Source organism: Lentzea terrae (assembly GCF_003265345.1).
In the GTDB taxonomy this organism is placed as follows: Bacteria; Actinomycetota; Actinomycetes; order Mycobacteriales; family Pseudonocardiaceae; genus Lentzea; species Lentzea terrae.
In genome coordinates this window covers 162,252-183,135 of sequence record NZ_QFWW01000030.1, presented here as the reverse complement: position 1 = coordinate 183,135, position 20,884 = coordinate 162,252, and the positions used below count along the sequence as shown (strand labels likewise).

General features: G+C 67.7%; 16 protein-coding genes. 6 read left to right on the top strand and 10 right to left on the bottom strand.

Annotated features, from left to right (window positions below):
* Nucleotides 1-60: 60 nt before the first annotated feature.
* From DI276_RS37910 to DI276_RS37900, 3 genes are all read right to left on the bottom strand, one after another.
* The gene (locus DI276_RS37910) at nt 61-2,505 is read right to left on the bottom strand and encodes a rhomboid family intramembrane serine protease (protein ID WP_112272777.1); all 2,445 of its coding nucleotides are present in this window, start codon (nt 2,503-2,505) and stop codon (nt 61-63) included.
* On the bottom strand, nt 2,502-3,791 hold the full coding sequence (locus tag DI276_RS37905; protein ID WP_157985202.1) for an alpha/beta hydrolase: 1,290 nt from the start codon (nt 3,789-3,791) through the stop codon (nt 2,502-2,504). Before DI276_RS37905 ends, DI276_RS37910 begins: the two co-directional genes overlap by 4 nt.
* Nucleotides 3,792-3,893: 102 nt before the next feature.
* Nucleotides 3,894-4,832: an iron-containing alcohol dehydrogenase gene (locus DI276_RS37900; protein WP_112272772.1), complete on the bottom strand. Its 939-nt coding sequence runs from the start codon at nt 4,830-4,832 to the stop codon at nt 3,894-3,896.
* Between the two features lie 101 nt (nt 4,833-4,933).
* Between DI276_RS37900 and DI276_RS37895 the strand changes: the two genes are divergently transcribed.
* Together DI276_RS37895 and recQ are read left to right on the top strand one after the other, a co-directional pair.
* Nucleotides 4,934-6,784 (top strand): Xaa-Pro dipeptidyl-peptidase, encoded by a 1,851-nt coding sequence (locus DI276_RS37895; protein ID WP_112272770.1) that lies wholly within the window; start codon nt 4,934-4,936, stop codon nt 6,782-6,784.
* 39 nt (nt 6,785-6,823) lie between these two features.
* A complete protein-coding gene (recQ, locus tag DI276_RS37890; RefSeq protein WP_112273432.1) occupies nt 6,824-8,815 on the top strand; it encodes a DNA helicase RecQ in 1,992 nt (663 codons plus the stop codon).
* Between the two features lie 879 nt (nt 8,816-9,694).
* Here the strand turns inward: recQ and DI276_RS37880 are convergent.
* From DI276_RS37880 to DI276_RS37860, 5 genes are all read right to left on the bottom strand, one after another.
* Nucleotides 9,695-11,710 (bottom strand): NACHT domain-containing protein, encoded by a 2,016-nt coding sequence (locus tag DI276_RS37880; RefSeq protein WP_157985201.1) that lies wholly within the window; start codon nt 11,708-11,710, stop codon nt 9,695-9,697.
* Between the two features lie 75 nt (nt 11,711-11,785).
* Nucleotides 11,786-13,279 (bottom strand): galactose-binding domain-containing protein, encoded by a 1,494-nt coding sequence (locus DI276_RS37875; protein ID WP_157985200.1) that lies wholly within the window; start codon nt 13,277-13,279, stop codon nt 11,786-11,788.
* A 161-nt stretch (nt 13,280-13,440) separates the two neighbouring features.
* Nucleotides 13,441-13,629 carry an antitoxin gene (locus DI276_RS37870; RefSeq protein ID WP_112272762.1) on the bottom strand — a complete coding sequence of 63 codons (189 nt, stop codon included), beginning with the start codon at nt 13,627-13,629 and terminating at the stop codon, nt 13,441-13,443.
* Between the two features lie 54 nt (nt 13,630-13,683).
* On the bottom strand, nt 13,684-15,459 hold the full coding sequence (locus DI276_RS37865; protein WP_112272760.1) for an FtsX-like permease family protein: 1,776 nt from the start codon (nt 15,457-15,459) through the stop codon (nt 13,684-13,686).
* The gene (locus DI276_RS37860; protein ID WP_232837201.1) at nt 15,456-16,139 is read right to left on the bottom strand and encodes an ABC transporter ATP-binding protein; all 684 of its coding nucleotides are present in this window, start codon (nt 16,137-16,139) and stop codon (nt 15,456-15,458) included. Before DI276_RS37860 ends, DI276_RS37865 begins: the two co-directional genes overlap by 4 nt.
* Before the next feature lie 109 nt (nt 16,140-16,248).
* Between DI276_RS37860 and DI276_RS37855 the strand changes: the two genes are divergently transcribed.
* The 4 genes from DI276_RS37855 to DI276_RS37840 are packed head-to-tail and all read left to right on the top strand — an operon-like array spanning nt 16,249 to nt 19,079.
* A complete protein-coding gene (locus DI276_RS37855; RefSeq protein ID WP_157985199.1) occupies nt 16,249-17,322 on the top strand; it encodes a sensor histidine kinase in 1,074 nt (357 codons plus the stop codon).
* Nucleotides 17,319-17,945, top strand: a complete 627-nt coding sequence (locus tag DI276_RS37850) for a response regulator (RefSeq protein ID WP_112272755.1) — start codon at nt 17,319-17,321, stop codon at nt 17,943-17,945. The genes DI276_RS37855 and DI276_RS37850 overlap by 4 nt, the downstream gene beginning before the upstream one ends.
* Nucleotides 17,946-18,005: 60 nt before the next feature.
* A complete protein-coding gene (locus tag DI276_RS37845; RefSeq protein WP_112272753.1) occupies nt 18,006-18,335 on the top strand; it encodes a hypothetical protein in 330 nt (109 codons plus the stop codon).
* A 51-nt stretch (nt 18,336-18,386) separates the two neighbouring features.
* Nucleotides 18,387-19,079, top strand: a complete 693-nt coding sequence (locus tag DI276_RS37840; protein ID WP_112272751.1) for a peptidylprolyl isomerase — start codon at nt 18,387-18,389, stop codon at nt 19,077-19,079.
* Here DI276_RS37840 and DI276_RS37835 read toward each other — a convergent pair.
* Both DI276_RS37835 and DI276_RS37830 read right to left on the bottom strand, forming a co-directional pair.
* On the bottom strand, nt 19,044-19,685 hold the full coding sequence (locus DI276_RS37835; RefSeq protein ID WP_112272749.1) for a TetR/AcrR family transcriptional regulator: 642 nt from the start codon (nt 19,683-19,685) through the stop codon (nt 19,044-19,046). The genes DI276_RS37840 and DI276_RS37835 overlap by 36 nt on opposite strands.
* 37 nt (nt 19,686-19,722) lie before the next feature.
* Nucleotides 19,723-20,883, bottom strand: coding sequence for an acyl-CoA dehydrogenase family protein (locus tag DI276_RS37830; protein ID WP_112272747.1), 1,161 nt, complete (start codon nt 20,881-20,883; stop codon nt 19,723-19,725).
* Between the last annotated feature and the right edge of the window lies 1 nt (nt 20,884).

Genomic DNA, 20,884 nt, shown 5'->3' with positions numbered 1-20,884 from the left:
CCCGTGCTCCAGCCATCAGGGCGCGAGGCAACACGTGACCCATGAGCGAGGCCGGCGCCGTCAGCCCGTTCGGTCCTGCGTGGTCACGCGCTCACGAGTCCGGATGATCATCTTGGTCGCGAGCCGAAGTCCCTGGCGCGCGTTGAGGTGCGGCAGGTACGCGCGACTCACCGCGTTCGCGATGCGCGGCAGTGCCGCCGAGTCCGGGTAGGCCATGAACATCGGCCGGTACGACGGCTGGAACTTCGCCTTGAACGCGAACAGCGAGCGGAACCCGTACACCGGCTCCAGCACCTGACCGGTGAAGTCGAGGACGCGCTGCAGCGCCCTGGGCCGCTCGCCGCGGTCCAGGCGGGCCAGTGGTGCGCCGGACAGGCTCAGGAACCGCGCGCCCTCGGTCTTGAGCTCCAGGGCCGCCGAAGCGATCAGGAACTCCATCGAGCCGCGGAAGCCGTGCGTGCGGCGGCGCATGAAGTCGAGCGTCCACCCGACGACCTCGCCGTCGGAGTACACGGGGAGCCAGCTCGTGATGCCGTGCACCGTGCGGTCGCCGTCGACCGCCAGCAGACAGCGGACACCCTCGCCGGTCAGCTCTTCCAGGCCGCCCAGCGTGAAGCCCATCTCCGGCAGGCCCTTGTCGGCCACCCACTCCGTCGAGATCGAGCGGATCTGGTCGGTGATCGCGTACGGCGCGTCGGCGTAGGTGCACCACTCGGCCGTGATGCCTTCCTTGGCGGCCTTGTTCAGGGCCGTGCGCACGTCCTGCCACTTCTTGCCGGTGAAGCTCAGCTCGTTCAGTTCGATCACGGTGTCCTCGGCGACCTGCACCGCGGACCACCCGAGACCCTCTACCGCCTCCCTCGTCTCCATTCCCACGCTGTACAGGCACGGCGTCCACCCGTTGCGGGCGCAGAACTCCGCGAACCCGCGCACGGCCTCGACGCGCGCCGGACCGATCGGGTCGCCGACCGTCAGCGCGATCGTCGCCACCACCCGGTACGCGATGGCGTTCTCGCCGTCGGGCGTGAACCAGTACTGGTTGCCGCGCCACGTCGTCATGTACGACAACGACGAACCGCCGTAGCGGCGCATCAGGTCGCGAGCGCGCGCCGCTTCCTGCTCGCACGGCGACGGCCACGCGCGCCACGACGCCATCAGCAGACCCACCAACACGATCAGCCAGAACACCACGCCCGTGTACTCGTACAGCAGCGTCCCGACGAACCCCTTGGCGGAGTACTGCAGCGGCACCAGGTCGAGGTAGCCGGGCGGCAGGAACCGCGTCGGCAGATCCGCGAGCAACTGCGCGAACCCCGGCACCGGCGTGAACTGGTCGCGGACCAGGTACCCGCCGACGACGTACAGCGCCGACAGCAGCCCGACGCTGCCGACCGTGAACCGCCAGAACTTCCTGACGGCGTGCCGAGGCAGGCGCACCGCGAAGTGGTTGCGCGTCAACAACAGCACGACGGTGATCGCGACCGGCGCCAGCATCGGGATGCTGAACGAGAACGCCATCTCGCCCGCACCGACGTCCGGGAACCGAGCGGCTTCCACGACGTACCACCCGATGAACGAGGCGTAGGCCACGTTGCACACGAGCGCCGACCACCACGCGAACCGCCGGCCGCGCCGCAGCCCTTCCGCCAGCACGAGCAGCAGCAACGCCGGCAGCAGGGACATCACGAGCGCGGGGAACCGGCCGTACGACAGCTGGATCAGCATCGTCCGGCACAGCTCGACCGCGTCCGAGCCGCACACCTCGTCGAAGTACTCCTGCGACGGCTGCGCGACCGCGACGACGTCCGCGAACCACACGAGCGGCCCGTTGGGGTACGGCGACATCATCGCCACCACCGGACCGAGCGCCGACGCCGCGAGCAGCAGCGCCACCAGCACCCTCGTCTCCTGGAACGTGCGCGGTTTGTGCACCGCCCCGCTCTTCAGGAACAACGCTCCGATCAGGAGCCCGGACACGCCACCGGACAGTCGGAGCAGATCTTCGAGCCAACCTGAGTACAGCGTAAGGACCAGCACCGACAAGATCATCAGCAGCCGGACCCGGCGCCTCCAGAGCGGCGGCATCCGGAACGTCAGCGCGAGCGCGAGCCCCACCCCGCCGATCGACGGCCCGGCGGCGACGTCGCCCACCAGTGAGTCGAGCCACGACCAGTGCAAGTCCCGGCCGACCAGGACGACTCCGAGACCGAGGAACGAGCCGACGACGTGCGACGACAGGAAGATCGCCGCGGTGCGCAGCGCTCCGAACGACCGCTCCGCCAACGGGCCGATGACCAGCAACAGCACCGTGGTCGCCACGTAGCCCAACAGGTCCATCGACCACAGCGCCGAGGTGAACACGGTCCACAGCGGACTGTGGGAGCCGAACCCGACGTGCGCGAGCAGTGCGTCGTCGGCGACCGCACCGGTCAACGCTCCGACCGTCCAGAAGACGATCAGAAAGGTGCACGTCAGCGGCGCGGTGCGAAACAGCCGAGTGATCACCTGAGCAGCCCTGTGCGCCCTGCGAGCAGCCACGGCAACGACCCGTAGAAGCCCTCCCGCGCCAGGTTCCAGTCGTGGTTGTACGGCAGTTCTTTCCACAGCACGTCCATTCCAGCCTTGCGACAGGCCTCGAACAGATTGGCGCCCGCGTCGCGGTACAGGCCGTCGTAGCGCGACGCGACGACGACGCCAGAGGTCTGCTGGAAGCGTTGGCGCGCAATGATGTCCATCGGGTTGACCCGCACGAACGCGGCCTCGTCGCCGCCGAATGCCGCCCGCACGGTCTCCTGCCGCGAGCCGAGAGTGGGCTCGTGCTGGGGAGCGAGGGCGATGAAGTTCCCGTACACGTCCGGCGCGCGCACGGCGAGCTGCACCGAGCACGTGCCGCCGTGCGAGAAGCCCGCGACGGTCCACGCCTCGCGACGCTCGTCGACGGTCAGTCGTTGTTTGATCCACGCCGGTACGTCGTGGGCCAGGTACGTCTCGGACTTGCCCAGCGCGGAGTCGAGGCACAGCGGGTTGGCGGTCGTCGAGCCGAGCTGGTCGACCACGACGATGATCGGCGCGAGCCCGTCGTGCTCACGCGCGAACGCGTCCATGTTGTCGACGATCCGGCCGCCGTCGAACCAGTCGCGCGGGCTGCCGGGCTGCCCGGCCATCAGCACGATGACCGGCAGTTTCGGCCGCGGCGTCGTGGCGTAGGCCGGCGGCAGGTAGATCCACGCCGGACGTGCGGCGAAGGTGCCGGGGATCGTCGCCTCGGAGACCGTGCCCTTGTCCGGCAGCTCAGCCGGCCGCTTCCAGACGTCAGCGAGCTTCTTGCCCGCCGGCACCTCCAGCACACCGGACGGAGGAGGCGCGGCCTCGTTCAGCTCGACCCGGTCGTTCCTGAAGACGTCCAGCACCGCGCGCATGTTCGGGTACTGGCCGAAGTGCGCGTTCGTGGCGACCATCGCGCTCGTCGCGACGCCCAGCGCCAACAACACGCCGAACACACGGCCGTACCATCGCCCTGAGCGAAGCCGCACGGCCGCCAGTGCCAGCGCGGTCAGGACAGCCCCGACCCAGACCGTGAGGATCACCGGCAACGGTTCTGGCCAGGGTTTCCACACGTGGTCGACCACGAAGCTCAACCCGAACGCGACCACCGCGCACGCCAGCACCACGATCGGCAGCACCCTGGTCCACCAGGTCCGGGTCTTCCTGATCGCCAGGTAGGTCAACGCGACAGCGGCAGCAACGGTCGCAGCGATGGGGATCGGCCCGTTTACCAGGGACAGATCCAAGGGGCTGAGCATGGCTCAAGTTCATCAGCAGATCTTCAGGTTCACATCGGAGATTGGTCTTGTTTCAGAGCTGTGAACATCAGCCTTAAGAATGACAACCCATCAGCCGGGCGGTGCGTCGCGCCATGCGTTCGTCAGCACTCGCAGTGCGTCGGGGTGTTCGGCAATCTCCGCAGCACGGTACAAATCGGACTCCGCCATTCCCAGTTCCCGCAGTGAGGTCGCCGCACCGAACCGGGTGGCCGTGTCGTGGATCTGTTCGGCCAGGTCGGCAGGTGCCGTGTGGGGGAGCAGCGCCGTGTGTGTGGCGGCGTGCGGCAAACCGAACGAACCGCCCAGAACGTGCGCCAGCTTGTGGTGCAGTCCCATGGGGACACTGGCGAGGCACGTTCCCGCGAGCCAGGCCGAGTGCAGCAGCTCCGTTCGTGCATCCACAGTGGATGGATTTCCGCTCAAAGCGTGCAAAATGCCGTCAATCGCCTTCGTTGCGATGGCGTCGATCAGCGGGTTCTCGTTGCCTCTCGCGGTGACGGCGTGCGCGAGAGCGTTGAGCGCGCTCGTCACCGTGACGTCCAACGGCAGGTCCAGCGTGAGGTCGACGTCGTAGATCACCGTGTCGGGCTGGACCGCCGGGTCGCGCCGCGTCTTCTTCAGCCCGGACGCCGTCTCGCCGAGCACCGGCGTGACCTCGGAACCCGCGTAGGTCGTCGGGATGATGATCTGCGGTACGCCCGCACGCACCGAGAGCGCCTTCGACAGCCCTGTGCTCGACCCGCCGCCGACCGACACCACGCCGTTCGCGCCGTGCTCGTGCAACAACGCGAGCGCGCGCTCTGTGACCTCAACGGGGGTGTGCATCGTCGCGCCGGTGAACCTCGCCGCGAGCAGTGGACCGAGTTCGGCCGCCACCTTGTCGCCGCCGTGTCGGGCGATCAGCAGCACCTGCGTTACGCCAAGACGCTCGGCCTCGGCTCGTACGGAGGCAACGGTGCCGCGCCCGAAGACGACACGGGTGCGCGGCGGTTCGAAGGTGAAGCTCACGGAGGTCGAATATTCGCCACCCGCAGTAGTTGGCGCAACCGCTGAGGATCAAGCCTTTCGGCTCTGACGGGTGACATCATCACTCCTTAGCGTGAACCTTCATGAAGCGTGTTCGTGTTGTAGTGGCGTTAGCAGGGGCCCTGACCCTGACGCCAATCCCTGCCACAGCGGCGACACCGGCGTTCTCCCTGTCCGGCGGCGTGTCCGCGCCGATCCACTCGATGGCCGACGCGGTCCGCGAGACCGTCTACGTCGACACCGGCCTCGACGCGGATCGTGACGGCACCCCCGACCGGGTGACCGCGGACATCATCAGGCCGTCCACGACCGGGCGCGTGCCCGTGATCATGGAGGCCAGCCCGTACTACCAGAGCACGGGCCGCGGGAACGAGAGCGAGGTCAAGACCTACGACTCCGCCGGCGTGCCGGTGAAGTTCCCGCTCTTCTACGACAACTACTTCGTGCCGCGCGGCTACGCCGTCGTGCTGGTCGACTTCCTCGGCACGAACCGGTCGCGCGGCTGCGTCGACGTCGGCGGCCAGTCGGAGATCGCCTCCGGCACCGCCGTGATCGACTGGCTGAACGGCCGTCGCACCGGCTACACGACCCTGACCGGTTCGACGAGGACATCCGCCACCTGGTCTACCGGCGCCGTCGGCATGATCGGCAAGTCGTGGGACGGCTCGATCGCGAACGGCGTGGCGGCGACCGGGATCGACGGGCTCAAGACCATCGTGCCGATCGCGGCCATCAGCTCCTGGTACGACTGGTTCCGCTCGGACGGCGTCTCGTTCACCGGCTTCGGCACGCCGACCAGCCTTGGCTCTCGTTTCGAGAACTCCAACGCGAGCTCGCGGTGCGGCCCCGTGCGCACGCAGATGACGAACGGTTCTCCTGCCAATGGCGACTACACGGCGATGTGGCAAGCGCGTGACTTCGTGCGCAACGCCTCGCGCGTGAAGGCGTCGGTCTTCGCGATCCACGGGCAGAACGACCTGAACGTCAAGACGCTGCAGTACGGCCAGTTCTGGGACGCACTGCCCCCAACGGTGCCGAAGAAGCTCTGGTTCTCGCAGACCGCGCACGTCGACCCGTTCGACTTCCGGCGTGGTGAGTGGGTGGCAACGCTGCACCGGTGGTTCGACCGCTGGCTGCTGAACGTGCCGAACGGCATCGAGAACGAGCCCCAGGTGTCCGCAGAGCGCGCGCCGGACCAGTGGTCGGACGACCAGACGTGGCCGCCTGCAGGCACCGTCAGCACCGTGCTACGTCCATCTTCTTCGGGCTTCGGCACGACGCCCGGCACCGGCACGGCCGCGTTCACCGACAACGGCAGCGCCACGCCGGCCAGCTGGCTCTCCGGCTCGAACACCGGCCGGGTGGTCTACTCGTCGGCACCGCTGACGTCTGACCTGCGCGTGGCGGGCACGTCGTCGATCACGGTGGGCGTGTCGTCGTCGACCCCGACCGCGCACCTGACGGCCTACCTCGTCGACTACGGCCCGGCTCGGGTGCGGACCGGTGAAGGCATCCGCACCCTGGGCACGGAGTCGTGCTGGGGCGAGAACCGCACGGGCGATGACGCCTGTTATCGCAACACGGAAACAACGGCGGGCAACGTCGACGCGCAGATCATCGCGCGCGGATGGGCAGACCTCGCGAACTACGCGTCGCTCTCCACTCCGCGCACGATCACGCCGGGAACCAAGTACCGCATGACGTTCCGACTGTCCACAACGGACCACGTCATCCCGGCCGGTCACCGGCTGGGCCTGCTGATCGGCGGAACCGACTCGAGCGCGATCGTGCGCCCGAGCCAGCTGCCCCGCCTGACCGTCGACCTGGCGGACACCTCCGTGCGCGTCCCGCTGCGCGGCTCGGTGCCGTCGGCATCGTCCGACCAGCTGGTCGCCACGACCGTTTCCGCTGGTACGAAGAGCGAGTTGGGCTAGCGGGCAGGACTGTCGGTGCTGCTCGCTAGCATCGGCGCCATGGGTTCAACAGACCACGGGGACGCGCTGCAGGTCCTGCAGCGCGTCTTCGGGTACCCCGAGTTCCGCGGCGACCAGGCCGACATCGTCGAGCACGTGATCGCGGGCGGCGACGCGCTCGTGCTCATGCCGACGGGCGGCGGCAAGTCGTTGTGCTACCAGGTCCCGGCCCTGGTCCGGCCGGGCACCGGCGTGGTGATCTCGCCGCTCATCGCCCTGATGCAGGACCAGGTCGACGCCCTGCGCGCCCTCGGCGTGCGCGCGGGCTTCCTGAACTCCTCCCTGTCCTGGGACGAACGCCGCATGGTCGAGGCCGAGTTCGTCAACGGCCAGCTCGACCTGCTCTACCTGGCCCCGGAACGCCTGACGTCCGAAGCCACCCTGCGCCTGCTCGACCAGGGCGAAATCGCGCTGTTCGCGATCGACGAGGCGCACTGCGTCTCCCAGTGGGGCCACGACTTCCGCCCCGACTACCTGTCACTGACCCACCTGCACGAGCGGTGGCCCAAGGTCCCGCGCATCGCGCTCACCGCCACGGCGACCGAGGCCACCCGCAAGGAAATCCTCACGCGCCTCGACCTCGCCGAGGGCCGCCAGTTCGTCTCGAGCTTCGACCGCCCGAACATCCAGTACCGCATCGTCGCGAAGAAGGAACCGAAGAAGCAGCTCCTCGACCTGCTCCGCACCGAGCACGACGGCGACGCCGGCATCGTCTACTGCCTCTCCCGCGCCTCCGTCGAGAAGACCGCGGAGTTCCTGGTGGCCAACGGCATCGCGGCCCTCCCGTACCACGCGGGCCTCGACGCCCAGACCCGCCAGCGCAACCAGGCCCGCTTCCTCCGCGAGGACGGCCTGATCATGGTCGCCACCATCGCGTTCGGCATGGGCATCGACAAGCCGGACGTCCGCTTCGTGGCCCACCTCGACCTCCCGAAATCAGTCGAGGGCTACTACCAGGAGACGGGCCGGGCAGGCCGCGACGGCCTCCCGTCCACCGCCTGGCTCGCCTACGGCCTGAACGACGTGGTCCAGCAGCGCAAGATGATCGACTCATCAGAAGGCGACCTGGCCTTCCGCCGCCGCTCGCAGGCCCACCTCGACGCGATGCTCGCCCTCTGCGAGACCATCAAGTGCCGCCGCACCATGCTGCTCGACTACTTCGGCGAGTCCGGCGTCCCCTGCAACAACTGCGACACCTGCCTCACCCCACCAGAATCGTGGGACGGCACAGTCGCAGCCCAGAAAGTCCTCTCCACCGTCTGGCGCCTGCGCAACGAACGAGGCCAGAAGTTCGGCGCGGGCCAAGCCATCGACATCCTCCTGGGCCGCAAGACCGCCAAGATCATCCAGTTCGACCACGACCAGCTCAGCACCTTCGGCATCGGCGAAGACCTGAACGAAAGCGAATGGCGAGGCGTAGTCCGCCAACTGCTGGCCCAAGGCCTCCTGGCCGTGGAAGGCGAGTACTCAACGCTGGTCCTGACCGAGCAGAGCACCGAGGTCCTGTCCCGCAAGCGAGAGGTCCACCTCCGCAAGGACCCGACCCCAGTCCGCTCAACGACCCGCACGGCCTCCACCGGCACCACCAAGGCAAAGGCCGCCGCCGTAGACCTCCCAGCCGACGCCACCCCGCTCTTCGAAACCCTGCGCGAATGGCGAGCCCAGCAAGCCCGCGAACAAAGCGTCCCGGCCTACGTGATCTTCCACGACGCCACGCTCAAAGCCATCGCAGCCTCCCGCCCGACCTCCCTGTCGGCCCTGGGCGCGGTGAGCGGCGTAGGCCAAGCCAAGCTGACCAAGTACGGCGACCAAATCCTCGAGGTAGTGGCAGGCGCCCCTGCCACAACGCCTGCCTCACCGACCCCAGACACCCCGAAACCCAAGCCGAAGCCCAAAACCACCAGCCAGGGCGGCGCAGCCTGGGGCTCCAGCACCGCCGACGACGACGAGTGGCCAACCCCAGAAGAACCAGACGAGCCAATGGACTGGTAGACCTGTCAGTTCGCAGGCGCAGCCGACGACGAAGCCGAGGCCACCCGTGGCAATGCCAACGTGGTAAACCGGTAATGAGGCAAGCCGACCAGCCCGACGTGCCCACGCACGCTTCGCGGCTGGGCTCAGGTCACCTTCTCAATCTGAGCCCGCTTCACCAAGTTCTTCCCAGCCTCCCCGACCAACTCAAAAGCAGCACTGTTCAACACCACACACCCAGACCCAACCCCGACAATCCGAAACGTAGCCTGCTTCCCGTTGTCCAAATTGGTGACCCGAACCGAAGTCCCCACCGGCAACGAAGACGAGAACGCCCCTGGGGCCCCACCGACCGCGGACAACCCCACCGTCGCCCCGTCGCAAACGACCTGCCCCACGACCCCGGAAGCCCGAACCCGAGACGTGGAAGACCGAGTAGAAGTCCGAACCGGCGCAGGAGCATTCCCCACGATCTCCACCCGAACCCGCCGGAGAACGCTTTCCTCGGCGCCTCGCCCCGAATCCGGCGAGCGCAGCAAATCGAACGCCGAACTGTTCACCGCAGCGCATCCACGAGAAACCCCGCCAACCGCGAGCGTCACGGCACGCCCGTTGGCGAGGTTGGTGACCCGCAAAGAAGTCCCGACCGGCAACTGATCCGACAGCACCGCGGCGGGGCCGGCGGAGTCGACGAAACTCAGCGGCTGCCCTCCGCACACCTCTTTACCCGCGACCCCCGACTGGGAAGCAGGAGTTTCTGATCCCGCAAGGGCGAAGGCCGTACCCCCGACGGCAGCGACGACCGAGAACACCCCGGTGGCCGCGATCCAGCCCCTCGTCCAGCGCATGCGCAACACCCGACCTTTCTGTCAGGCCGTACGGCCCGCAGAGAGGGAAGGTTCAACGACGCGTGGCGCGAACCAGCGCGGTCGGGTCACAGCACGCCAGGTGGTCACGCAGGGCCACGTGCGCGAACCGGTACTCGCCGTCGACGCGGGTGAGCAGCAGGCGATCTTGGGCCAGGTGCAGCAAAGCCTTGCGCCGGAACGACAACTCGCCCAACGACAGTGGGCGCGTCAGTCCTTCCGCGGCCACCTCGGCGAGCGCGTCGAACGGCCAGACGTAGTCACGGGCGGCGGTTGGCGTCACCATCAACCCGAGCGCCACGCCCAGTGCGGTGCCCCAAGATCCCATCGCTCCCAGGCCACCCAGCACACCGACCAATCCGAGCACAGGGATCGCCGGCTGTACCCACCACGGCCGCCCCCAGTGCATGCGTTGCTGTTGTCCCGGGCGCACCGTGCGCCACACGCGTCCCACGGCGGCAGCGAACACCCCGCCCGCAACACCCGCCGAGAAGCCGATCCCCATACCGGCCAACACGACGTACGGGCCGGTCCAGATCATCGACACGCCCGGCGCGGCGGCGATCAGCACCGACCACGGAATGGACGCGTCGCCCGGCACGAAGCCCAGCGCCAAGAAGAACGACGCCACTACAACGAAGACGTAGGCCACGGCGTAGGGCCAAGGCGTACCAATGCCACCGAGCCACAATCCGGCGAGGCCGACCAGCAGTCCGGCGAACACACCGGCCAGGAATCCCAGGGCGGCGGTCAGAATTCCGTGCGCGCGGCCGGGCGGGTGGAAGACGCGCGGCAGTCTGTTCACGAGCACGAGCAACGAAGAAGCCGCGACCGCGAACACCAACGCCGGCCACAAACCGAGTTGCAGTCCCGTCAGAAACGCCACGGCACACACACCACCGGCATATGCGGCAGGCACCGCGCGCACGAACAACAACCACAACGGTCGCGTCGGCAGCAGCGGAAGCCACGCACGGCGGTGCGGCATGTGCACGGGTGCGCCGAGGTCCGGGCGGTCCAACCGCGCGAGGAACTTCAACGCGCGGATGGTCGGGCCCGCAGCGCGTTGGGCGGACAGCCGTTCCACGACGAACGAGCCGACGAAGTCGGTGCCGATCGTGTCGACCTGACGATCAAGATGGGTCAGCGCTAACAGGTTCAACGCCAGCGGCGAGTCGAGCTGCTCCCAGATGTCCGGCGTCAGCGCCGATTCCAAGCTGTCGAGACGTGGGCTGACCGAAGCGATGTACTCCAGCACCTGCCCGCGTGTCAGCGGTTCGACGTGCACCGTGGGCAGGTTCTCGATCGGTGCGGTCGAGCACACCACCGACGCGAACGGCGCGAGCTCGGACTCGCAGTGCGCACGGTCGACGCGCGGCACCTCATCCAGGCCGTCGATGAGCACGGCCACCCGCTCGCGGCGCAGCCAGATCGTGCCCGCTGAGCGGCTGATGCCGTAGCGGCGGTTCATCTCGCGCAGCAGCCAGGCGGTGAACTCGGTCGGCTTGCGCGTGCCGTATGCACGCCACGTCGCCAAGTCCACGACAACCGGAATCGGCGCTTCCGGGTCGTTGCGTGCACGTTCGACCAACACCAGGCAGAGTGCGCGCAACAACGTCGACCGTCCGCTGCCGACCGGTCCGACGAGGACCATGGTGTGGCCGAGACGGTCGTAGACAGCTTCCAGGTCCGAAGACGAGACTTCCTCACCCTCGACGCGCACGGACAGCTTCGGCTGCCGCAGCACGCCCAGTTTGATCTGCGTCTGTGCGGCCAACGAGGACGCCAGCAACGCCTTCACGCGCGACTCGACCCGGCCGAGGGCGGCGGTGCGGTTGCTCGTCTCGTGACCGCGCACGCGTTCCCAGAGCGCGAGACCGATCGCGACGAGCACCATCACGCCGACGGCCGGCCACAACCACCGGCCGAACTCGCCGAAGAACGCCGGCACAGCGCCGCCGGTGCTCACGCTGATGGCCGCCGGAAGCAGTAAAACGACGGTGACCAGGCACAACGCGGCTAATGCGGTCAGCCGTGCAGCTCTTGTCACCCCGCTCGGATCCACCTTCACCTCCGCGATCCCGGCGAACGACGGTAACCGGGCCGCCGGGATCGCGGAAGTGATTCAGACGCGCTGCCAGAGAGATGCCGCGTTCGGCGGTTCCCAACTGGCGATCGACGTGTGCGCCTGCAGACACTGATAGTCCAATCCGGCGTAACTCACACGCGAACCAACCGCATAACTGGTCCCAGACGCCCACGCTGGGTATGCGCCGCCGCCGGGAGGTTCCGTCGTTGTGGTGGTTCCGCAGGCCCCGAACACTTGGAACTCCCAGAACGAGAACCCGTAGACGGTTGCCCGCTGGGTGCCGTTGAACCGCACGTAGCGCGCGGTACCGGATACTCCGATGTCCTCCACACCACCTGAGCCGGTGAACGTGGAATAGGCCTCCCGCCACGTGCTGCCGTTGTCCGACAGCTGGATCGAGTACGCCCGGCCGTACGCGGCCTCCCAGTTGATCCGCACGCGGGACAGGGCACGCGACGACCCGAGGTCGACCTGCCACCAGTGCGGTTCGCTGTGGGCCGACGACCAGCGCGTCGACGTCGAGCCGTCGACCGCGAACGCCGCCGCCTGGTTCCCGCTCTCCACACTGGACGCCGATGTCGGCCGGTTCTGCGACAGCAGCGGTCCGCACGTCGGCGGGGGAGTGGTGGTCGTCGTCGGTCCGCCGCCTGTGCCCCGCGTCCACACGCCGACGTAGTCGATGACCATCGGAATGCCCGGCACGATGCCCGGACCCGGTGTCCGCGTGCCGGAGTAGTTGTCGGGAAATTCGCCGCCGATCGCGACGTTCAGGATGATGAAGTACCCGGCGTGCCCGGTCATCTGGTTCCACGTGTCCGCGGGCAGCTGGTTCTGGTTGACCTGGTGGAACAGCTCGCCGTCCACGTACCAGCGCAGCTGCTGCGGTGCCGTCGAGGCGTCCCACTCGAACCGGTACGTGTGGAAGCCGCCCTGGCACGAGACACCGGGACACGACCGGCTGTTCGCGATGCCGTTCTTCTCGTTGCACGGCCCGCCCGGCGAGACACCGCAGTGCAGCACGCCCCACACGCGGTTGACGCCGTTGACGTTCTCCATGATGTCGAACTCGCCGACACCGGGCCAGTTCCACCAGTTCCCGCGATACGGCGACCCCAACGCCCAGAACGCCGGCCAGTACCCCAACGCGGCGGCACCGGAGACGTTCGGCATCTGGATCCGCGCCTCCATCCGCATGATGCCGCCGTTGGGCGCCTTGAAGTTCTGCGCGTTGGTCTCGATGCGTGCGGACGTCCAGTTGCCCGCGCCGTCACGACGCGGCGTGATGCGCAGGTTCCCGCCGCCGTCCAGTGAGACGTTGGCTGGGTTGTTCGTGTGCGCGGCGATCTCGCCGGTGCCCCAGTTGGCCGGTCCGCCCGGATAGCCGTGGCCGAGGGAGAACCGCCAGTTTCCGGTGTTGGGCAACGAGTTCGCCGGCCCGGTGAAGTCGTCGCCGAACACCTGCGTCCACCCGGCAGGGGGAGGTGGAAGCGCGGCGTTGGTCTGCTGAGCGACAGCGACCAGCGCGCTCACCGTGAGCACGCTGGCCGCTGCCAAGGCGATGGATGTTCGTTGTCGAGTGAGCCTCATTGCCAACCCTCCGAACGAGCGCGTGAGAGCGCTCCCACGGATGATGGTGGCAGGCCTGTCAACGGTGAGGAGGCATCACTTTCTCCGGTACCGGTTCCGTGCGATCACTGCTGGGAGCCGAAATTCCGGAGGCCTTCCTTGAGCTTGTCCTCGCCCTTGTCGATGTGCTCGCTGTGCTTGCCGCCGGTCTTGTCGTCGGCGAACTGCCCCGCGCGCTCGACACCCTGGTCGACCTTGTCGCCGTGCTCGCCCACCAGGTCCTTCGCCTTGTTCTTGAGTTCATCGAAGCCCACGACTGCATCACCTCCCGATGCAGTTCGGGTACCCGGTCTGGTACCCGGCACACCTCACTGGATCGAGTGAAGCGCCGCCACCGGACTCACGCGCGCCGCACGACGGGCAGGCAGCAGCCCCGCACCTGCTGTGAGTGCGGCCAGAGCGAGCACGACCACGCCGACCGAGAAAACCGGCACCTGCAACGGCCACTCGATGCCGAGCGAGATGATCGCAAGCCACGCGTAGGGAATCCCGATGGCGAGCCCGAGCAACGCGCCGACGATCCCGTACAGGCCGGCCTCGGTCGTGATGAGGCGCCCCAGTTCCTTGCGGGTCAAGCCGATCGCGCGCAGCAACCCGGACTCTCGAGTCCGTTCGAGCACCGACAACGCCGTGGTCGATGCTACCCCCACCACGGAGATCAACACGGTCAGGAACAGCAGTCCGATCGCGATTGCCACCAATGTGGTGAACCAGTTCTCCTGAGCGAGCCGGCGGTCCGTGAGCGACTCGACCTCGAACCCGGTGGGCACGCGTTCCTTTGCACCGTTGGCGAGCGCGCCGATCGGGTCACCCTCCACATCGGACCGGTGCAACAGCGCGCTGCCAAGCGGAACACCGCCGAACACCGTGGCCGCCACCGTCATCCGCACACCGTTGACGTCGACCTCCATGCCCGCCGCCACGCCGAGCCTGCTCGCGGTGTAGGTCGACAGGATGACCTTGTGTGGCCCCATGTGGCGGAAAGCGCCGGTGTCGACCTTGAAGTCGGTGAGGTCGCGGAGCTTGTTCATGTCCAGGTCGGTGGCCTGCATGGTGAGCCGTCCGTTGACGGTGATCTCGGTGCGCCGGTAGGACAGCACCTCGGTGAGCCCGGCGGCCTGCAGCGCCCGCACGTCGACCGGCCCGGTGATCTCCAGATCGGCCGGGTAGGCGCTCGCCATCTCGGCCTTGCTCAGTCCCCGCAACGTGTTCGCGCCGGTCAGGGTGGCGATGATGAGGCTGACACCGAGCGCCACGATCGCCGTGACCGATGCTGCCCGCCGCGGTGCCCCACCCACTCCGCTCACCGCCAGCGTCCCGATGGTGCTGCGCCGCAACGGAATGCTGATCAGCCGGAGCACCGGTGAGATCAACGCGGGACCAAGGGTGATCAGCGCGCCGAAAGCCAACGTGCCGCTGATCGTGGTGCGCAGCAACAGGTCCTCGGTCATCCCGGCGGGCCGCTGCTTGGTTGTGAGCCCCTCGGCGGCGACGTTGACCAACAGCACGCCTGCCCCCGAAGCCAGCAGGATGCCGAGCACCCAGCGCACACCGCCGATGCGGCTCTTGGTGTCCTGGACGGCTGACGTCCGCAGGGCCTCCAACGGTGACACCTTGGCCGCGGACCACGCAGGCGCCAGCACGGCCAGCGTCGTCAGCACGAACGACCCGAAGACCACCACCAGCGCGGGTGTCAGCGGGAATCCCGGTGCCACGAGTCCGAACAACGGCACGAGCTGCCCGGCCCCCACCGCGAGCGCGACCCCGGCGATCGAGGCCAGCAGCCCGGTCATCGCTCCCTCGACGACAAGTCCACGGGCCAGGCGAGCACGGGAAGCACCAACGGCTCGCAGCAAAGCCAGCTCCCGCATCCGTTGCGCGAACACGATGCGGAACGTCGAGGTCGACACCAACGCCGCCACGATCATCGCGACCGTCACGAACGCACCGAGCAGCACGAACACCTCGACCAGCTGAGCGGCCTTGACCGCGAGCGAACGCTCGGTGATGTCCTTGGCGAGCACCGTCGAGTAGGCGAAGAACGCCGCGATCATGATCGACAGCACGGGCAGGAACTTCCTCATGCCGCGACCGCCTGCACCACGCGTCCGTCGGCCATCCGCACGACGTGGTCGGCGTAGGACGCGGCCCTGTCGTCGTGCGTGACCATCACGATCGTCTGCCCGAACTCCCGCACCGCCTGCCGCAACAGGTTCAGGACGTCCACTGACGCCCTCGAATCCAGGTTTCCGGTGGGTTCGTCGGCGAAGATGACGTCCGGCCGCGTGACCAGGGCACGTGCCAACGCCACGCGCTGCTGCTGCCCGCCGGACAATTCCGACGGCCGGTGCGCGAGCCGGGACGACAACCCCAGCACCTCGACCAGTTGCCGGTACCAGCCGCGGTCTGGCCGCCGCCCGCCGAGGTTCAACGGCAGCAGGACGTTCTGCTCGGCCGTCAGCGTCGGCAGCAGGTTGAACGCCTGGAACACGAACCCGATCCGATCCCGCCGCACGCGGGTCAGCGAGTTGTCCGAGAGGCGGGTCAGGTCCTTTCCGCCCAGCAGCGCAGACCCGGACGTGGCGGTGTCGAGTCCCGCCAGGCAGTGCATCAAAGTCGACTTGCCGGAGCCGGACGGCCCCATGATCGCGCTGAAGGCGGCCGGCCGGAACCCGACGGTCACCCCGTCGAGTGCTCGAACCGCGGTGTCGCCGGAGCCGTACACCTTCACGAGGTCGACCGCAGCGGAAGCGAAGTTGTTCACGAGAACCAGAAAACGGCAGATGACGAGCACGAACCTCCCTCTCCGGCACGGCCCGCCTCTGTCTTTCGGCCGATCTGCGCGGCCCTCGCGAGTGCATAAGGTCATGGCCATGCTCTGGAGGTACGGCGCGATCGCCGCCCTGGTCGCCGCCGCGTTCGTGGACTGGTACTACGGCCTGTTCCGCTCACCCGGCCTGTACCCGTGGACCGGCTGGGCCGCGTTGGCGTGCGTCCTGCTGCCCGCGCTGGCCTGGCTGCGTCCCAACCGGGTGGTGGCCGCGGTGGCCGCCACCGCGTGCCTGACGTTCACACTGGTCAACCCGCTGGAGAAGGAGTTCGGGCTGGCCGAGGGACTGGCGCTCACCGGCGTGCTGGCGGTCACCGCCCAGCGCGCGAAGTCGTGGCGGGACGCGCCGCTGCTCGGTTGGATTCTGATCGCGCTGGTCACCCAGCCAGTGCGGTACCCGCTCGGTCCCACCGAGCTGACCCTGGCGATGGGCCTGCTCGTCGTCGCCACCGGCGTGCTGGCGCTGGTCGGCTACCTCCGCCTGCTGGGCAACGCCCGTGAGAAGCAGGTCGCGGCCGTCAAAGCCGAGCAGAAGGCCGAGTTCGCGAGGGACCTGCACGACTTCGTGGGCCACCACATCACCGGCATGGTGGTGCTGGCGCAGGGTGCGAGCCGGATCGTCGAACGCAACCCGGCACAGGCGAAGCAGGCCCTCGAACGCATCGAGGAGGCCGGTGGCGAGGCCATGACCGCGATGCGCCGCATGGTCGGCATGCTCCGCGACGACGCCCCGGTGGCGCCGGTCGCGGGCATCGTCGACATCGAGCCGCTCGTCGAGGCCGAACCGCGAGCGACTCTCGAAATCCACGGCGACACCGGGGACATGCCGCTGGAGGTCGCCAGTTCCGTCCACCGCGTGGTCATGGAGTCGTTGACCAACATCAGGAAACACGCCCAGGAAGCGACCAAAGTGGACGTGCAGATCCAGACCTCACCGGACTGGGTCACCGTCCGGATCGTCAACGACGGCAAGCGCGCGAGGCAGGGCAACGGCTTCGGACTCATCGGACTCACCGAACGCGTGCAGTCGCTCGGTGGCAGGATCAAGGCGGGGCCAGGCATTGACGGCGGCTGGGTCGTCGACGCCGCACTCCCGACCGGAAAGGCGACCGCGTGATCAGGGTTCTCGTCGCGGACGACCAGGCGATGGTGCGCACGGGGTTCGGCATGATTCTGGGCGCCGAGCCCGACATCGAGGTCGTGGCGGAGGCGCAGGACGGCGTGGAGGCCGTCACCGAGGCACGCCGCACCAAGCCGGACGTCGCGTTGATGGACATCCGCATGCCCCGCATGGACGGACTCGAAGCGCTCAAACAGATCGCGAACGACGTCCACGTAGTTGTGTGCACGACGTTCGACCACGACGAGTACGTACACACAGCGCTGAAGAATGGCGCGTGCGGCTTCTTGTTGAAGGACGCCGGCCCGAACCTACTCATCGAAGCGGTTCGCGCGGCCGTGACAGGTGATGCGCTCATCAGTCCGTCCATCACCGTCAGGTTGTTGCAACACATGAACGCGCCGACACCCCAACGGCCGCACAACCTCTCCGCGCGCGAGCTCGACGTCGTGAAACTGGCGGCCATCGGCAAGACGAACGCGGAGATAGCGCAGGAGCTGTTCATCTCCATCGGCACCGTGAAGACGCATCTGGCGAGCGTTCAGACCAAATTGGACGCTCGTAACCGGGTGGAGATCGCCGCCTGGGCGTGGGAGTCCCGCCTGGTCGGCCAAAAGTAGGACCCACAACCAGTCCGCAGCCAGAAGTTCCGGCGTGAGCCCACCACCAGAATTCGAGCCATGAACAAACTCCTCCTGCTGGTTCCCGTGCTGGCGCTCACGGCGTGCGCCCCCAAGAGCTACACCTACGAGGCGTTCTTCGACATCGAGGGCACCGGCAAGGCCGAGATGACGCTCAACGTGCCCGGTGGTACGTCGGAGGCCGAAACCGTGGACCTGCCGCTGAAGAACCGCGGCATGCTCGCCAACGCGCTCGGCAAGATCACCCTGAAGGTCAAGTCGGACAACCAGGTCACCTGCAAGCTCCGCGTCGAGAAGGAGAAGGAGATCTCGAGTTCAGGCAAGGAAGCCACCTGCGAGTACGAGATCACCGAGGACACGGACAACTAAGTGATCCGTTAAACCTTGCCGGGTTACTGTCAGCTCCACTAGGAAACGCGCATGAGGCGAATCGCAGCTGGTCTGGCAGTGGCGGCACTGGCCGTTGGGTTCATCACGACCGGAACCGCGTCCGCGCAACCACAGGCACGCCCTGACTGCGGTTACACCGTGACACCGGACGAACCTCCCGCTCGTCCGGTGTCCGTTCCGCACGACCCGTGGTTCACCAAGGGCAAGGTCATGGTGAAGGTCAAGACGAACCAGGGCGACCTCCCGCTCCTGCTCGACCGCACCAAGGCGCCGTGCACCGCGCACAGCTTCATCCACCTGGCACTTCGAGGCTTCTACAACAAGACCGAGTGCCACCGCCTCACCGCGTACCCGACGCTGAAGGTGCTGCAGTGCGGCGACCCGTCGAACACCGGCGAGGGCGGCCCCGGCTACAAGTACGAGGACGAGCTGCCGACCGACCTGAAGCCGGCGCCGAACGACCCGACGGGCCTGCGTCGCATCTACCCGCGCGGCACGCTGGCGATGGCCAACGCCGGCCCGGACACGAACGGCTCGCAGTTCTTCCTGGTGCAGAGCGACAGCATCCTGCGCCCGAACTACACCGTGTTCGGCCAGATCCAGCCCGAGGGCCTGAAGACCCTGGACAAGATCGCGGCCGGCGGCATCGCGGGGGAGAACCCGCTGGACGGCCGCCCGAACATCAAGTCAGAGCTGAAGTGGGTGCTTCCCCTCGGGGTCTGAGCCTGACAAGGCCCACCCGCGCAACGCCCCGTAGAACGCATCCGAGAGCCGCCGGACCACCTGCTCGTCAGGCAGTCCGGCGGCTTTCTTCAGGTCGATGATCTCTCTCGGGTCCAACAACGCGTGGCACAGGAACTGTGCGACGGACAGCAACGCGTCCGGCAGTGCCAGATCGATCAGCACCTCGCGCAGGGATCGGTCCCAGGCCTGGCAAGACAACGTTGTCACCGCGTCAGCCGACTGCATGCGCTCCAGGAAGCCGCGCTGAGACCAGAACCGCACGATCACCGGACCGTGCACGTTCTGCATCTTCACCCAGCGCGCGACCTGTTGCTCGAACAACTCCTTGCCGCCCTTGCGCGATCGTTCACCGTGCGCGGCCAACGACGCTATGACGTCCTCGTGGTAGGCCTCGATGAGCGCTTCCACGGACGGGAAGTGGCGGTACGCCGTTGCTTGCGAGAGCGCGGCCCTACGTGCGATCGAGTGCATCGTCGCCGTTGCTGGTTCAGCACGCAGCACGTGCGTGGCCGCGTCCAGCAGTCGTTTGCGGTTGCGGCGCGCGTCACTGCGGCTGCTTGTCTCTTCCGGCAGGGCATCCTCCAACCCGCGTTCGACGGCGAGTGCAGGATAAGGCGAACGATCAGCGGAATGCGGTGATTCCGGTCAACGCGTGGCCGATGGATAGCAGATGGATGTCCGAAGTGCCTTCATAGGTGAGGACCGATTCCAGATTGTTGGCGTGCCGCAAGGGCGAGTACTCCAGCGAGATTCCGTTCGCACCGAGGATCGTCCGGCTTTCCCGTGCGATCGCGATGGCCGACTCCACGTTGTTGTATTTGCCCATGCTGATCTGCTCGGGCCGCAACGTGCCGGCCTCCTTGAGCTTCGCGAGGTGCAACGCCAGCAGCATCGCGTTGCTGACCTGCACGGACATGCTCGCCAGCTTCCGCTGCGTCAACTGGAACGCGGCGATCGGCTTGTCGAACTGGATGCGCGTGCCCGAGTACTCCAGCGCCGCCTGCAACGAATCCCGCGCCGCGCCGACGGCTCCGAACACGATCCCGAAACGCGCCTCGTTCAGGCACGAAAGGGGAGCGCGCAGGGAAGTCGCGAGGGGCAGTCGCGCGCTTTCCGGCAGTCGCACGTCCTCCAGAACCAGTTCGGAGGTGACGGATGCTCGCATCGACAGCTTGTGCTTGATGTCCTGCGTCGAAAATCCGGGCGTCCCGCGTGGAACGAGGAATCCTCGAATTCCCTCCTCGGTCTGCGCCCACACGGTCGCCACGTCGGCCAGGCCGCCGTTGGTGATCCACATCTTGGTGCCGTTCAGCACCCAGTCCGCACCGTCCCGGACGGCTCGCGTGCGCATGCCCGACGGGTTCGAGCCGAAGTCCGGCTCGGTCAGCCCGAAGCAACCGATCGCCTCACCGGCGGCCAGCCGCGGCAGCCACTCCTGCTTCTGCTCCTCCGACCCGTACTTCCAGATCGAGTACATCGACAGCGAGCCCTGCACCGACACGAAGCTGCGAATCCCGCTGTCGACGGCCTCCAGCTCCAGGCACGCGAGCCCGTACGCCAACGCCGACGTGCCGGCACACCCGTACCCCTCGAGGTGCATGCCGAGCACCCCGAGCTTGCCGAGCTCCCGCGCCAGCTCGCGCGGCAGGACGCCCTCCTCGAACCAGTTCGCGATGTGCGGCCGCACGTGATCGGACAGGTACGCCGCGACGGTGGCCTGGATGTCGCGCTCCTCGTCGCTCAGCAACGACGGGATGTCCAGCAACTGCAACGGGTCCTGCACT